Genomic DNA, 14995 nt, shown 5'->3' on the forward strand with positions numbered 1-14995 from the left:
CGAGGCGCCACCTCTTTGGGTCTTTCCTGACATGACGCAACCTTCCGTTCACGTCAACTCGCGACGTAACGACACCTGGTCATTTTTTGCGCGCGAAGAACCATACGGTTAAGATAAGCCTGCTGAGGAAATTGGCAATAGAGCCGTCAAATCAAAAACTTATCAAGGCCGTCACCGGAAGGCGGTTTATCTCTTCGGCCAGCTCCACCGGGGTGTATCGACACTATCCACAACCGTCTCGCCAAGGTCCTTGCGTAGATTGTAGCGCATGCAGCCTGCTTCCGCCGACAGCTCGGACACCAGTTCTTCCGCATGGGAAACGACGATCACCTGCGTCTTTTCCGCGGCCCGCGCGATCAGCCGGGCGAGAGGTTGCAGCAATGCCGGATGGAGACTTGTCTCAGGCTCGTTCAGCACCACCAGAGGTGCCGGGCGCGGCGATAACAACGCCGCAGTCAACAACAGATACCGAAGCGTGCCGTCAGACAGTTCGCTGGCCCGCAGCTCCCGCAACAGACCCTTCTGCTGCATCAGCAATTCAAAATAGCCGTCATTGACCGATATCCGGATGGAAGCTCCTGGAAAAGCATCGTCGATTGCCTCTTCCAGTGCGCGCTCGTCGCCAATTTCCAGGATGGTCTGGAGAGCGGCTGCCAGATCCCCACCATCCCCGCTCAAAACAGGTGTCCGTGTCCCGATCTTGGGGAACCGCGCGGGAGCGTCCCTGTCGGTGCGCAGATGATCATAAAAACGCCAGGCGCGCATGCGTTCGCGCAGGACCAGAAGTTCCAGCCCGTCGTTCGGATCGGCGGCATGGGTCATCATGCTGTCGAAGCGGGCAAGGTTCTGGAAAACCGGTATGCGTTGCCCCTGGGCATTGAGAACCCGTACCGTCGGGCCGTTTCTGGCTGCAATCTCGTTCGAGCGGGACAAGGCTTCGCCGGCCCACAGGGCCTCGGCCTTGATTTCCGGATCCATGGAAAACAGCGAACGCCCGGCATCAGCCGGCAGACCGAGATCTATCGCATAGCCGTAGTCCTCATCGGCAAAGCCCAGCTTCAGACTGACCATGCCCTTGCGCACGGTTCCCTGAACCGGCACCTCGCCCTGTTTCATGGCGCGGGAGAAAGCTTCCGGGCCGGCCCAGAGCGTCGAATTAAGGCCACCTTCTGCCGCCAGCGAGGCTATCGCCTGGCCTTGCGAGACTTCCGCCAGCAAACGGATCGACCGGTAAAGGCTCGATTTGCCGCTGCCGTTCGCACCCGTCACCAGAGTGATTCGGTCGAGCGGCAAGACGATGTCGCGCAGCGAGCGGTATCCGGAAACGGCAAGAGTGAGGATCATCGTCCAAAGACCTGTTTCTGCGTTCCTGATCCACCAGTTCGAACTTGTTGACGTCGAAGACGCCGAAATTGGTGATCTTCAGGTGCGTATTGACCGTCAGCGGCAGGAAGGGGACGTGCGCATTCCGAAAGCTGGAGCGAGCCAGGCCCATTGATTTTTGTCTTGAGGAATTGCGTCATGCTACTTCTAGATGCATATCCTGGTGCAATGCTCGAATGAAAGGTGTTGCCTTTGTATAACCCGAAAGAAGCGGTCGAAGACAGCCACGCGCTTAACCTGGCCATCCTGTTTTTTGCGGCCTGCGCTGTCGCGATCACAATTTATTTCCACCACGACAGCGGCTTGAAGTACTGGCTTTTAAAAGGCTTTGGCGAAACCACCCCCGGCAAGGTTGTCGTCATTATCGACGACAGGGACGATGGTTCGAGGCATCTTCGTTCCAATAGCCGGAACACTTTAAAGAACATCACAGCCTGGCAAGATGAAAGAATCGTCGTTGAAATCAAGCCTGAGGACGCACCGGTTGAAACTCTGAATTTCAGGATAAAGCCTCAGGAGCTCATCCGAGAGACAGACGGGGCTCTGAACGTCACTTATTTGCCGCTCAATCCGAAGATTGCCTATCCCACCCGCAGTTTGGACAGGTTCTCTCTCGACAGCCAGATCCTGCTCTGGTCCCTTGTTGCCGGAGCTATCCTCTTGGTCCTTGCGTTGCGAGCCGCACGGAAGTGGGCACGTTTTCGAACAGGATTGCACCGGTACTGAAGGCGCGCATCAACTCCCCTGATCGATCAGTTCGAACTTGTTGACATCGAAGACGCCAAAATCGGTGATCTTCAGATGCGGAATGACCGGCAACGGCAGGAAGGCGACCTGAAGGAACGGTTCGGCCAGCGTGCAGCCGAGATCCTTGGCGGCGGCGCGCAGGTGCTCCAGCTCCTCCTTCACCGTTTCGAACGGTTCGAGGCTCATCAGTCCCGCCAGCGGCAGGGCGAGCTCGGCCTTCACCCCGCCCTTGTCGGCAACCGCAAATCCGCCCTTCATGGCGATCACCCGGTTGACCGCGTGGGCCATGGCTTCCTCGTCCGCGCCAACCACGCAGATGTTGTGGCTGTCATGGCCGACGGACGAAGCAATTGCGCCCTGTTTCATGCCGAAACCATTGACGAACCCGAGGCCGATGTTGCCCGTGCCCTTGTGCCGTTCGACGACGGCGACCTTCAGCACATCCTGGTCAAGATCGGCCAGCGTCTTGCCGCCGGTCACCGGCAGGGTGCGTTTAAGGTGTTCGGTGATGATCCTGCCCGGCACCACGCCGATGACGTCGGCCTCGCTGTTGCGCGCCGGAACGTCGAACTTTGACGCGGTGACCTCGCCGACATGCACGCTGTCGAGGCCAACCGGCGGGACGATGGTTCTTCTTGCAAAGGCCGCGTCCGTCGCCTGAACGCCGCCGCAGATCACTTGCGCCACGCGGCAATCGGCAAAGTCGCTCAATAGCACGATGTCTGCGCGCTTGCCCGGCGCGATCACGCCCTTGTCTTTCAGGCCGAAGGCATTGGCCGCCGACCAGCTTGCGGCCCGATAGGCATCAAGCGGACGAATGCCCTTGGCGATCAGGCGGCGGATCATGCTGTCGAGATGGCCCTCTTCGGCGATATCCAGCGGGTTGCGGTCGTCCGTGCATAACGCGACGAACGCGGAAACATCCGGTGTCAGGATCGGGGCCAGCGCTTCCAGGTCCTTTGAGACGGAGCCTTCGCGCATCAGGATCGTCATGCCCTTGGCGAGCTTTTCCAGCGCCTCATCCGCGGAAGTTGCCTCATGATCGGTGCGAATGCCTGCGGCCAGATAACCGTTGAGGCCGATGCCCTGAAGCAGAGGCGCATGGCCGTCGATATGGCCGTCCTGAAAGGCGGCAAGCTTTGCCAGCACCTTGGGATCGCGCGCAAGCACACCTGGAAAATTCATGAATTCCGCAAGGCCGATCACACTTGGATGATCGCGGAACGGCAGCAGGTCCTCGATTTCCAGACAGGCCCCCGCTGTTTCGAAAGCCGTTGCAGGAACGCAGGACGACAGGTTGACCCTGAGGTCCATCACCGTTTCCAGCGAACTGTCCAGGAAATAGCGTATCCCTTCGGCACCCAGCACATTTGCGATCTCATGCGGATCGCAAATGGCGGTGGTGACACCGTGCGGCAGCACGCAGCGGTCAAACTCGAACGGTGTGACCAGAGACGATTCCACATGAAGATGCGTGTCGATGAAGCCGGGAACGGCGGTCAGTCCGCTGCCGTCGATGGTCTCCGCTGCCTCATACTGCCCGTGCGTGCCGACAATCCTGTCACCGACGATCGCAATATCCGTTTCGACCGTAGATCCGTCGACAACGCTGAACAGGCTAACATTTTTTATCACCAGATCGGCAGGGCGCTCCCCTGCTCCAGCGGCAATCGCCCGTTCCAGAAACGCTTCGTCGTGTGTGGCCGGCATTTATTGTCTCCGATTCTCGTCCATCCCCGACAATACGGATGTTGAACGCTCCGGCAACGATTTCGCGAAGCTGTGGTAGGATGTCCCTGCCCGAAAGAGCAGGAAAGCCAATGGCCATCCGCCGCCGAGCCCGAGTTGGCAGCAGAAAACTGCCGTTACGAGACTTTCTGCAAATTTGTTACCGGGGCAGGTCAAATTTTTTCGTGTTATTGCGCAGCAACTTACCGCGCCACGATACGGAAAACGTGCACTGCAAAACAAATAGCGATTGACAGCAGCGTCAATTGAACGAATAATTTCATCACACTTAGTTATTATGATGCCGCCGACAAGAGCAGGCAGTTCCTGGGGAGGAGCAACACCGGTGGAGGACACGCGTAAAAGCGGCCGTGGTTCGAATTCCGCGCAATTGCGCCGGTATAACGAGCGCATCGTACTTCAGATCCTTCGGCGGGCCGGCGAAGCATCCAAGGCGGAACTCGCCCGTGCGGTGCAGCTCACCAACGCCGCCATTGGCGCCATCATCCAGAATCTCATCGAGGAAGGGCTGATTGTCGAAGCGGGCAAGCGCCACGATGGCAGCCGCGGACAACCGGCCACCATCCTCCGGCTCGCGCCGCGAGGCGCCTATTCCTTCGGCGTGCGACTGGACCGTACCAACATGGAAACGGTGCTGATGGATTTTTCCGGCCAGCTCATCGGACGCCGGCTGCACGACATGATCCTGCCGGCTCCCGAGCAGGCGCTGGAAATCCTGAAGGACGATCTGGAAATTCTGCGTCAGAACCTGAGTGAGGAAGACCAATCCCGCATCACCGGCATCGGCCTGGCACAACCCTTCAACCTCGGCGCCTGGCTGCATGAACTCGGCCTGCCCCAGGCCGACTTCATGAAGTGGGAAGATTTCGATCTTGCCGAAGCCCTTGAGCAAGCCACCGGCCTGCCCGTGTTCAGCGAGAATGACGGCACGGCGGCGGCTGTGGCCGAACTCTTTTACGGGCTGGGCCGGCAAAACGACAATTTCGTCTATCTGTTCCTCGGACCGGCAATTGGCGGCGGCCTGATCCTGAAAGGGGATGTCGTGAGGGGCGTGTCCGGCAATGCTGGCGACGTCGCCATGATCCCCGTTCCGCCGAGCACGCTGTCGACAGCTCCCAAGGCGCGCAATTCCTGGGACCTGCTGCTGACGCGCGCCTCGCTGGTGGCTCTCGCCCGGCACATGTCGCCGACGGATTTCGCGAAACTCAATCGCTCCGACATTCAGCATGCAGTGGAAACCGGTGACCCGAAATACACCGAATGGCTGGAAGACTGCGCCGAGGCGCTCGCGCTTGCCCTGCGCTCGGCCTACGCGCTTCTGGATGTTCCGCTGGTCGTTCTCGACAGCGACCTCGGCGGTCCCTTCCCGGAAAGCTTCCGCACTGCGCTGAGAAAGGCCGTCGAAAAGGCCGCGCCGGAGAAACGGCTATCACCAGACATCGAAATCGGCAGCTTTGGCCATGACGCTGGCGCTATCGGCGCTGCCAGCCTGCCGCAATTCTTCAATTTCTCGCCCAGGGCAGCAATCCTGACCGGCGGGAAAGACACCGGACCCGCCGGGGCTGGCAGCTCGGAAGATCGAGCCAGCTTTCCGGCACGGGCAGCACGGTTGGGGTCACATCTGGCCACACCCAACCGTTCAACCTGAATTGGCCAGGGAGGAAAAACGCAAATGATCCGCAAACTACTCGCGACCGGTTCCGTTCTCGCTGCCATGGCTGCCGCTCCGGCAGCCGCAGCAGATGTCTCGGCCTGCCTCATCACCAAGACGGACACCAACCCGTTCTTCGTGAAAATGAAGGAAGGCGCCACCGCCAAGGCCGAGGAACTCGGCATCGAGCTGAAGTCCTTCGCAGGCAAGGTCGACGGCGATCACGAAACCCAGGTGGCAGCTATTGAAACCTGCATTGCCGACGGTGCCAAGGGCATCCTGCTGACCGCATCCGACACGTCGTCCATCGTGCCCGCTGTCAAGCAGGCCCGCGACGCCGGCCTTCTGGTGATTGCACTCGATACGCCGCTCGATCCCATCGACGCAGCCGACGCGACCTTCGCCACCGACAACTTCAAGGCGGGTGAGCTGATCGGCCAATGGGCCGCGGCCAGCCTGGGTGACGAGGCTGCCAATGCCAAGATCGCCATGCTCGACCTCGGCATCAGCCAGCCGACCGTCGGCGTGCTGCGCGACCAGGGCTTCCTGCAGGGCTTCGGCATCGAACTAGGCGACCCGAACAAATGGGGTGACGAAACCGATCCGCGCATCGTCGGCAACGACGTGACCGCAGGCAACGAGGAAGGCGGCCGCAAGGCCATGGAAAACCTGCTTGCCAAGGATCCGATGGTCAACGTGGTCTACACGATCAACGAACCGGCAGCAGCCGGCGCTTACGAAGCGTTGAAGTCGATCGGCCGCGAAAACGACGTGCTGATCGTCTCTGTCGACGGTGGCTGCCCGGGCGTTCAGAACGTCAAGGACGGTGTCATCGGCGCAACCTCCCAGCAGTATCCGCTGCTGATGGCTTCCCTCGGCATCGAGGCCATCAAGGCCTGGGCCGACAATGGCACCAAGCCGGCGCCGACCGAAGGCAAGGATTTCTTCGACACCGGTGTCGCCCTCGTGACCGACAAGCCGGTTGAAGGCGTCGAATCCATCGACACCGCCAAGGGTATGGATCTCTGCTGGGGCTAAGGCACCTCCACGCAAGACCAAAAGGGGCATGGGCAACCTTGCCCCTTTTTTCAAAACCGGCGTAGAGAAGGTTAAACGGGCATGACCTTAGAAAGCAAACCGGCAAAGGGGCCGGCGAATTATGAATCCGCGGTAGCCTCCGGACCGCAGGCCGTCGCCTCATTCGATGACCAACGTCATGGGATCGGGCACAAAATTCAGCACACGCTGCACCAGACCCCATCACTGGTTCCGCTGATCGTGCTGGTAATCTCCCTTGTCGTTTTCGGGCTTTTGCTCGGATCGAAACTGTTCTCCCCCTTCGCGCTGACGCTGATCCTGCAGCAGGTCCAGATCGTCGGCATCGTGGCGGCAGCTCAGAGCATCGTTATCCTGACTGCCGGCATCGACCTCTCGGTCGGCGCCATCATGGTGCTGTCCTCCGTCGTCATGGGGCAGTTCACCTTCCGCTACGGTCTGCCGGTGGAGATATCCATCGTCTGTGGCCTGATCTGCGGCACCTTGTGCGGCTATCTCAACGGCTTCCTTGTCGCCATCGTCAAGCTGCCGCCCTTCATCGTGACACTCGGCATGTGGCAGATCGTTCTGGCCACCAACTTCCTGTACTCGGCCAACGAAACCATCCGCTCGCAGGAAATTGCCGAGGTCGCGCCACTGCTTCAGTTCTTCGGAAACAAGGTCAATGTGGGCGGGGCCATCTTCACCTACGGTGTCATCTTCATGGTGGTTCTGGTGATGGTTCTGGCCTACGCGCTGCGACAGACGGCCTGGGGCCGGCATGTCTACGCCGTCGGCGACGATCCGGAGGCGGCACAGCTTTCAGGCGTTCAGGTGAAGAAGGTGCTGATTTCGGTCTACATGCTGTCCGGCCTCATCTGCGCCTTTGCCGGCTGGGCCATGATCGGCCGCATCGGTTCGGTCTCTCCGACCACCGGCCAGCTCGCCAACATCGAATCCATCACGGCTGTGGTGATCGGCGGCATCTCGCTCTTCGGCGGTCGCGGCTCCGTCCTCGGCACCCTGTTCGGTGCGCTCATCGTCGGCGTGTTCACGCTCAGCCTTCGCCTGCTCGGCGCGGATGCCCAGTGGACCTATCTGCTGATCGGCATTCTCATCATCGGTGCGGTCGCGATCGACCAATGGATCAGAAAGGTATCTGTGTGATGGAACCTGTCCTGCAAGCACGTAAACTGGTCAAGCGCTACGGCCGTGTCGTGGCCATGGACCGGGCCGATTTCGAACTCTATCCCGGCGAGATCCTCGCCGTGATCGGGGACAACGGGGCCGGCAAGTCCACCCTGATCAAGGCGCTCAGCGGCGCGGTGCAACCGGACGGCGGAGAAATCCTGCTGGATGGCAAGCCCGTTCATTTCACCTCGCCCATCGACGCCCGCGAAGCCGGGATCGAGACGGTCTACCAGACCCTGGCCATGTCCCCTGCCCTGTCGATCACCGACAACATGTTCATGGGCCGCGAGATAAAGAAACCCGGCTTCCGGGGCACCTGGCTGCGCCAGCTGGACCGCAAGAAGATGGAAGAGATCGCCCGCGAGAAGCTGAACGAACTGGGGCTCCTGACCATTCAGAACATCAACCAGGCCGTCGAAACCCTTTCCGGCGGTCAGCGCCAGGGGGTGGCCGTGGCAAGGGCGGCCGCCTTCGGGTCCAAGGTCGTGATCATGGACGAACCGACCGCCGCTCTCGGCGTCAAGGAAAGCCGGCGCGTTCTGGAGCTGATCAAGGACGTCAGGGCAAGGGGCTTGCCCATCGTGCTGATCAGTCACAACATGCCCCATGTGTTCGAGGTCGCCGACCGTATCCACATCCATCGCCTGGGCAGTCGTGCCTGTGTCATCAAACCGTCGGACTTTACCATGTCCGATGCGGTAGCGATCATGACCGGAGCCATGGACCCGCCCGACAGCATGGCGGCTTAAGGTTGGAACGAAAAACGGACGGCACCTTTATCCGGCGCCGCGCACACGGGACCTCATCCTGAGGAGAACCGACAGGTTCGTCTCGAAGGATGGGCGGCAAGTTCAGCGCCTGTGGCCCATCCTTCGAGACGGGCCCCTGGCCCTCCTCAGGATGAGGTGGTGGATTGGTGAGCCGCTGTGGGGTCAGAGAAGACACATTCAACGAGGGCCGTTGGCGAGCCTCGTTGGAACCATTAAGGGAACGGGAGACACCGGGTTCAGCCCCCTCCCACCCACACTCTCATCCTGAGGAGAACCGAGAGGTTCGTCTCGAAGGATGGGCGGCAAATTCAGCGTCTGTGGCCCATCCTTCGAGACGGGCCCTGGCCCTCCTCAGGATGAGGTGGTGGATTGGTGAGCCGCTGTGGGGTCAGAGAAGACACATTCAACGAGGGCCGTTGGCGAGCCTCGTTGGAACCATTAAGGGAACGGGAGACACCGGGTTCAGCCCCCTCCCACCCACACTCTCATCCTGAGGAGAACCGAAAGGTTCGTCTCGAAGGATGGGCGGCAAATTCAGCGCCTGTGGCCCATCCTTCGAGACGGGCCCTGGCCCTCCTCAGGATGAGGCGGTGGATTGGTAAGCCGCTGCGGGGTCGAAGACGAGACATTCAACGAGCGCCATTGGCGACCTCGTTGGAACAAGAAAGAAGCGGACGGCACCTTTATCCGGCGCCGCCCACCCAAACCCTCATCCTGAGGAGAACCGACAGGTTCGTCTCGAAGGATGGGCGTCAAGTTCAGCGCCTGCGGCCCATCCTTCGAGACAGGCCCTGTCCCTCCTCAGGATGAGGTGGTGGATTGGTGAGCCGCTGCGGGGTCGAAGACGAGACATTCAACGAGCGCCATCGGCGGCTTCGTTGGAACAAGAAAGAAGCGGACGGCACCTTTATCCGGCGCCGCCCACCCAACCCCTCATCCTGAGGAGAACCGACAGGTTCGTCTCGAAGGATGGGCGGCAAAATCAGCGCCTGTGGCCCATACTTCGAAACGGGCCACAGGCCATCCTCAGGATGTGGGGGGTGGTTTGAACGACCGCTGCCGGGAATGATAGACAGTCACAAACCTGCCGCTGGAGCAGGTCCTGACAAACGACAAAAGACCGGAACACATATGTTTTTGATTTGCGGTGAAGCGCTGTTCGACCTCTTTGGGGAAGCCGGTTCAGGCGACAGTGTTTCCTTCGATGCCCGTATCGGCGGATCGCCCTTCAACGTGGCCATGGGGCTGGCGCGCCTTGAAGAGGACGCCGGCTTTTTCGGTGGCATCTCAAGGGATGCGCTTGGCGAGCGTCTGGTCCAGAAGCTCCGCAGTGAAGGTGTTTCCGAACGCTATATCCTGCGGACCGACTACCTGACCACACTGAGCCTCGTCCAGAAGGACGAACACGGCTCTCCGGCCTATACGTTCTACGGTGAAAACGCAGCCGACCGAATGGTGACAGTGGACGACCTGCCCGATTTCGACGAACCGCCGCTGTTTCTGCACATCGGCTCCTACACCGCGCTTGTCGAGCCTGTTTCGGATGCCTTCAAGGCATTGATCGAACGTGAACGCGCCCATACGCTGATCTCCTTCGACCCGAACATCCGCCCGACCGTGGTGCCGGACATGGCGCTCTGGCGCCGCAACACCGAAAGTCTTGTGCCGTTGACGGACGTCGTCAAAGTCTCCGACGAAGACCTTGCGCTCATCGCGCCGGGCGAACCTGTCGAGACCATTGCGCGTTCCTGGCTCGGCATGGGTGCGTCGCTGGTGATCGTCACCCGTGGCGGCGATGGTGCGACCGCATTTGCCAAGGGCGTTGAAGTCAGCCGTCCGGGCGTCAAGGTTGCGGTTGAAGACACGGTCGGCGCGGGCGACACCTTTCAGGCGTCCCTCCTTGCCGGACTGAAGCATCTGGGCGCAACCAGCCGCGACTCTCTTGCGGCCCTTGACGCCGGCCAGCTAAATCGTCTTCTTGATTTCGCCGTCGGGGCTGCGGCCATAACCTGCTCCCGGCGCGGAGCCGATCTGCCGCGCAGGAGCGAACTGGAAAAAGAATGGTCGGCCCTGAAATGAGGGGCTGACAAGAGAATTAAATCGATTTAAAAGGCAGTCGAAAACGGTCCTGGCTGGTGCGGCCAATCGGACTGGCAGCTGTGAGAAGGGATGTGTTTATGGCGGTACGCGTCATTGAAGTTGAAGAATTCGACCTCGTCGTTTTCGGAGCCTCCGGAGACCTTGCCCATCGCAAGCTTCTGCCTGCCCTTTACCACCGTGATGCGGACGGCCAGATGCCGGACAATGCCCGCATCATCTGCAGCGCCCGGCGGGACTATTCAGACGACGATTATCGCGACTATGCCAAGGCAGCGCTGGAAGAACACGTCAAGGATCTGGAAGACGAGCATCTGCAGCAGTTCCTGAAGCGCCTGCGCTACGTCAAGATCGACATTGCCACGGGTGAAGGCTTCGAGGACCTGAGAACAGTTCTGGATGAACGCCCCGACGTCATCCGCGCCTTCTATCTTGCTGTCGGTCCGGACCTCTTCGGCACGATCTGCGAGAACCTCGGCCGCATCGGTGTCGTCAACGACCATTCCCGCGTTGTCATGGAAAAGCCCATCGGCAAGGACGGCGCATCTGCCAGGGCACTCAACGACACTGTCGGTGCCGTCTTCAACGAAGATCAGATTTTCCGTATCGACCACTACCTCGGCAAGGAGACGGTGCAGAACCTGATGGCCCTGCGCTTCGCCAATGCCCTGTTCGAGCCCCTTTGGAACGCGGCCCATATCGACCATGTCCAGATCACCGTGGCCGAGTCGCTCGGCACCGGTGGCCGCGCCGGTTACTACGACACGGCGGGCGCGCTGCGTGACATGGTGCAGAACCACATTCTGCAGTTGCTTTGCCTGGTGGCAATGGAGCCGCCGGAGAGCATGAACGCCGACAGCGTGCGCGACGAAAAGCTGAAGGTCCTGAAGGCGCTTGCGCCGATCGAGGAGCAGAGCATCGACAAGCTGACCGTACGCGGCCAGTACCGTGCGGGCGCTTCCGCCGGCGGCGCGGTTCCAGGGTATCTGGAAGAACTCGGCAATACCGAAAGCCGCACGGAAACCTTCGTTGCCCTGAAGGCGGAAATCGCCAACTGGCGGTGGGCGGGCGTGCCCTTCTATCTGCGCACCGGCAAGCGCCTGGCGCAGCGGGTATCGGAAATTGTCGTCCAGTTCCGCCCGATCCCCCATTCGATCTTCGACGCGGAAGCCGGCGCCATCACCGCCAACCGGCTGATCATCCGCCTGCAGCCGGATGAAGGCGTGCAGATGCAGATCATGATCAAGGACCCTGGCCCCGGTGGCATGCGTTTGCGCCAGGTCCCGCTCGACATGAGTTTTGCCGAAGCCTTCAAGGTCCGCAACCCGGATGCCTACGAACGCCTGATCATGGACGTCATCCGTGGCAACCAGACCCTGTTCATGCGCCGCGACGAAGTCGACGCCGCCTGGGCATGGATCGATCCCATCCAGGCCGCATGGGCAGCCTCCAAGGAAACGCCGAAAGGCTACACCGCCGGCACCTGGGGCCCGTCCGCCTCTATCGCGCTGGTGGAGCGCGATGGCCGCACCTGGGCCGAAGACGACGGCACCTGACACCTCTCGCGCAAGGCCCGGCCTTGCGCGTTTCCGGCCTCTTAAATCGATTAGAGAGCGGCGTGTCTGCCGCAATGCCCTATGTTACCGGACATAGACCCAGCCAGGCCGCGGCGCGGCTAGCAAAGGATTTGAAACGATGACCATCCAGGATCGCATTGGCGACGTCACCGAACGGATCGTCAAACGCAGTCACGACAGCCGCTCAAGATATCTGGACCGGATCGGCAAGGCGGCCGAAAAGGGTCCCCAGCGCTCGCGCCTGTCCTGTGGCAACCTTGCGCACGGCTTTGCCGCCTGTGGCCTGTCCGACAAGCAAGCTCTTTCCGGCGACGTGGTGCCGAACCTCGGCATCATCACCTCCTACAACGACATGCTGTCGGCCCATCAGCCCTATGAAACCTACCCGGCCCTGATCCGCGAAGCCGCCCATGACGTCGGCGCGGTCGCGCAGGTGGCCGGGGGTGTTCCAGCCATGTGTGACGGTGTCACCCAGGGCCAGGACGGCATGGAACTGTCCCTGTTTTCCCGCGATGTGATCGCAATGGCCGCCGCCGTCGGCCTGTCGCACCAGATGTTCGATGCCGCGGTCTTTCTCGGCATCTGCGACAAGATCGTACCCGGCCTTGCGATCGCCGCCCTCTCCTTCGGCCATCTGCCGGCCGTATTCGTCCCGGCCGGCCCGATGCCGACCGGCATCTCCAACGACGAGAAGTCGAAGATCCGCCAGCTCTATGCCGAAGGCAAGGTCGGCCGCGATGCCCTTCTGGAAAGTGAATCCCGTGCCTACCATTCGCCGGGCACCTGCACCTTCTACGGCACGGCCAATTCCAACCAGATGCTGATGGAGATCATGGGCCTGCATATGCCGGGCGCATCCTTCGTCAATCCGGGCACACCGCTGCGCGACGCCCTGACCCGGGAAGCTGCCAAACGCGCTATCGCGATTTCCGCGCTCGGCAACGAGTTCACGCCGGCAGGGGAAGTCATCAGCGAAAAGGCGATCGTCAACGGCGTCGTCGGCCTGCACGCAACTGGCGGGTCCACCAACCACACCATGCATCTGGTGGCAATTGCAGCAGCTGCCGGCATCAAGCTGACCTGGGACGATATTTCCGACCTGTCCGACGTCGTGCCGCTTCTCGCCCGCGTCTATCCGAACGGCAAGGCCGACGTGAACCACTTCCAGGCCGCTGGTGGCCTCGCCTTCCTGATCCGCGAACTGTTGGGCGAAGGCTATCTGCACCGGGATGTGAAGACCGTCTACGGCACCGACCTGTCGGGCTACACCGTGGAAGCGAAACTCGATGCCGACGGCAACGTCCGCCGTGAGGAAGTGCCTGAGGCATCCGGGGATGAGACGGTGCTGGCACCCGTCTCCAAGGCCTTCCAGCCGACCGGCGGGCTGAAGATGCTGACCGGCAACATGGGCAAGGCTGTCATCAAGATCTCGGCGGTTGCCAAGGAACGTCACATCATCGAGGCCCCTGCCCGCGTCTTCCACGACCAGAACGACTTCCTGACCGCCTTCAACAACAAGGAACTGACCGGAGACGTTGCTGCCGTGGTCCGGTTCCAGGGCCCGAAGGCCATCGGCATGCCCGAGCTGCACAAGCTGACGCCGTGCCTTGGCATCCTGCAGGACCGCGGCCACAAGGTCGCCCTGATCACCGACGGCCGCATGTCCGGTGCGTCCGGCAAGGTGCCGGCGGCAATCCACGTGACCCCGGAAGCGGCTGCCGGAGGCCCCATCGCCCGGATCCGCGACGGCGACATGATCCGCGTCGATGCCGTCGCCGGAACGCTGGAAGTGCTGGTTGATGAAGCCGAATTCAACGCCCGGCCGCTGGCCGAAGCGGATCTGAGCGAGAGCCACTTCGGCACCGGCCGGGACCTGTTCGCCGCCTTCCGCAGTGCTGTCGGCACGGCCGACACTGGCGCACATGTGTTCGGTGAGTAAGGATCAGGCCCAGACCGGTGAGATGACCGGACCGGCCAGGTGAATTTGGCACGATAGATTTTGCGATCCGCTTCGGCTGTGGCAGATGCAGGCGCGACAAGAAAGAGATTTTGGAGGCGACATGGCCCAGGACATTGAAAAGATCGAGAAGGTAATGTGCGCGGCACCGGTGATCCCGGTGCTGATCGTGGAAGATCCCAAGAAGGCCGTTCCCATGGCCGAGGCGCTTGTGCGCGGCGGCCTTCCGGCCATCGAGATCACGCTGCGCACGGCTCATGCCCTGGAAGCGATCAACGCCGTCAACGAACACGTGGAAGGCGCAATTGTCGGCGCCGGGACTGTGCTGGACGGCAAGCAATATGACGCCGCCGTTTCTGCCGGTGCCCGCTTCATCGTCTCGCCTGGCGCGACCGCAAACCTCCTGGATGCCGCCGACCAGCACAGCGTGCCGCTGCTTCCGGGCGCAGCGACCGCTTCGGAAGTCATGTTCCTGCTGGAGCGCGGCTATGAGCGGTTGAAATTCTTCCCGGCCGAACAGGCAGGCGGCGCGTCTTATCTCAAGTCCCTGTCCTCGCCTCTGGCCGCGGCCAAGTTCTGCCCCACAGGCGGCGTCAGCCTCGACAAGGCTCCGGACTATCTGAAACTGCCGAACGTTCTCTGCGTTGGCGGTTCCTGGATTGCGGATGCCAAGGCAATTGCAGCGGACGACTGGTCCGGGATCGAAGCACGCGCAAAGGCAGCAGCGGCGCTCAAGATCTGAATAGCGAGCAGTCTCCGGGCAGCAGGCGGCCGGAATGCCGTTTACAAACGAAAAGAGCCGGGCGACAGATCGCCCGGCTCTTTTTCATCTGTACGA

The 14995-nt window shown here is 61.2% G+C and carries 12 protein-coding genes; 10 read left to right on the forward strand and 2 right to left on the reverse strand.

Features of this window, described 5'->3' with window-relative positions; all coding sequences use genetic code 11:
- Positions 1 to 186: 186 nt before the first annotated feature.
- Positions 187 to 1344, reverse strand: coding sequence for an AAA family ATPase (locus SIAM614_RS05710; protein ID WP_006932785.1), 1158 nt, complete (start codon positions 1342 to 1344; stop codon positions 187 to 189).
- Here SIAM614_RS05710 and SIAM614_RS31870 point away from each other — a divergent pair.
- Both SIAM614_RS31870 and SIAM614_RS05715 read left to right on the forward strand, forming a co-directional pair.
- Positions 1334 to 1498 carry a hypothetical protein gene (locus tag SIAM614_RS31870; protein ID WP_157139689.1) on the forward strand — a complete coding sequence of 55 codons (165 nt, stop codon included), beginning with the start codon at positions 1334 to 1336 and terminating at the stop codon, positions 1496 to 1498. The two genes, SIAM614_RS05710 and SIAM614_RS31870, sit on opposite strands and share 11 nt — an antisense overlap.
- A gap of 77 nt (positions 1499 to 1575) precedes the next feature.
- Complete coding sequence (locus SIAM614_RS05715; protein ID WP_006932786.1) at positions 1576 to 2109, forward strand: hypothetical protein; 534 nt, start codon at positions 1576 to 1578, stop codon at positions 2107 to 2109.
- 9 nt (positions 2110 to 2118) lie between these two features.
- Here the strand turns inward: SIAM614_RS05715 and ade are convergent, their stop codons facing one another.
- Entirely contained in the window at positions 2119 to 3840 is a 1722-nt protein-coding gene (ade, locus tag SIAM614_RS05720; RefSeq protein ID WP_006932788.1) for an adenine deaminase, read from the reverse strand.
- 364 nt (positions 3841 to 4204) lie between these two features.
- Between ade and SIAM614_RS05725 the strand changes: the two genes are divergently transcribed.
- The 8 genes from SIAM614_RS05725 to eda all read left to right on the forward strand — a co-directional run bounded on the left by SIAM614_RS05725 (position 4205) and on the right by eda (position 14899).
- On the forward strand, positions 4205 to 5527 hold the full coding sequence (locus SIAM614_RS05725) for an ROK family transcriptional regulator (RefSeq protein WP_040439329.1): 1323 nt from the start codon (positions 4205 to 4207) through the stop codon (positions 5525 to 5527).
- 24 nt (positions 5528 to 5551) lie between these two features.
- Positions 5552 to 6568: a sugar ABC transporter substrate-binding protein gene (locus tag SIAM614_RS05730; protein ID WP_006932791.1), complete on the forward strand. Its 1017-nt coding sequence runs from the start codon at positions 5552 to 5554 to the stop codon at positions 6566 to 6568.
- A gap of 81 nt (positions 6569 to 6649) precedes the next feature.
- Positions 6650 to 7732 (forward strand): ABC transporter permease, encoded by a 1083-nt coding sequence (locus tag SIAM614_RS05735; protein ID WP_006932793.1) that lies wholly within the window; start codon positions 6650 to 6652, stop codon positions 7730 to 7732.
- The gene (locus SIAM614_RS05740) at positions 7708 to 8505 is read left to right on the forward strand and encodes an ATP-binding cassette domain-containing protein (RefSeq protein WP_006932794.1); all 798 of its coding nucleotides are present in this window, start codon (positions 7708 to 7710) and stop codon (positions 8503 to 8505) included. Before SIAM614_RS05735 ends, SIAM614_RS05740 begins: the two co-directional genes overlap by 25 nt.
- Positions 8506 to 9657: 1152 nt before the next feature.
- The gene (locus SIAM614_RS05745) at positions 9658 to 10605 is read left to right on the forward strand and encodes a carbohydrate kinase family protein (protein ID WP_006932795.1); all 948 of its coding nucleotides are present in this window, start codon (positions 9658 to 9660) and stop codon (positions 10603 to 10605) included.
- A gap of 98 nt (positions 10606 to 10703) precedes the next feature.
- Positions 10704 to 12179: a glucose-6-phosphate dehydrogenase gene (gene zwf, locus SIAM614_RS05750; protein ID WP_006932796.1), complete on the forward strand. Its 1476-nt coding sequence runs from the start codon at positions 10704 to 10706 to the stop codon at positions 12177 to 12179.
- Between the two features lie 139 nt (positions 12180 to 12318).
- The gene (gene edd, locus SIAM614_RS05755) at positions 12319 to 14139 is read left to right on the forward strand and encodes a phosphogluconate dehydratase (protein WP_006932797.1); all 1821 of its coding nucleotides are present in this window, start codon (positions 12319 to 12321) and stop codon (positions 14137 to 14139) included.
- A gap of 121 nt (positions 14140 to 14260) precedes the next feature.
- Positions 14261 to 14899: a bifunctional 4-hydroxy-2-oxoglutarate aldolase/2-dehydro-3-deoxy-phosphogluconate aldolase gene (gene eda, locus SIAM614_RS05760; protein ID WP_040439331.1), complete on the forward strand. Its 639-nt coding sequence runs from the start codon at positions 14261 to 14263 to the stop codon at positions 14897 to 14899.
- Positions 14900 to 14995 lie beyond the last annotated feature (96 nt).

It is taken from the genome of Roseibium aggregatum IAM 12614 (assembly GCF_000168975.1).
GTDB classification, from domain to species: Bacteria; Pseudomonadota; Alphaproteobacteria; order Rhizobiales; family Stappiaceae; genus Roseibium; species Roseibium aggregatum.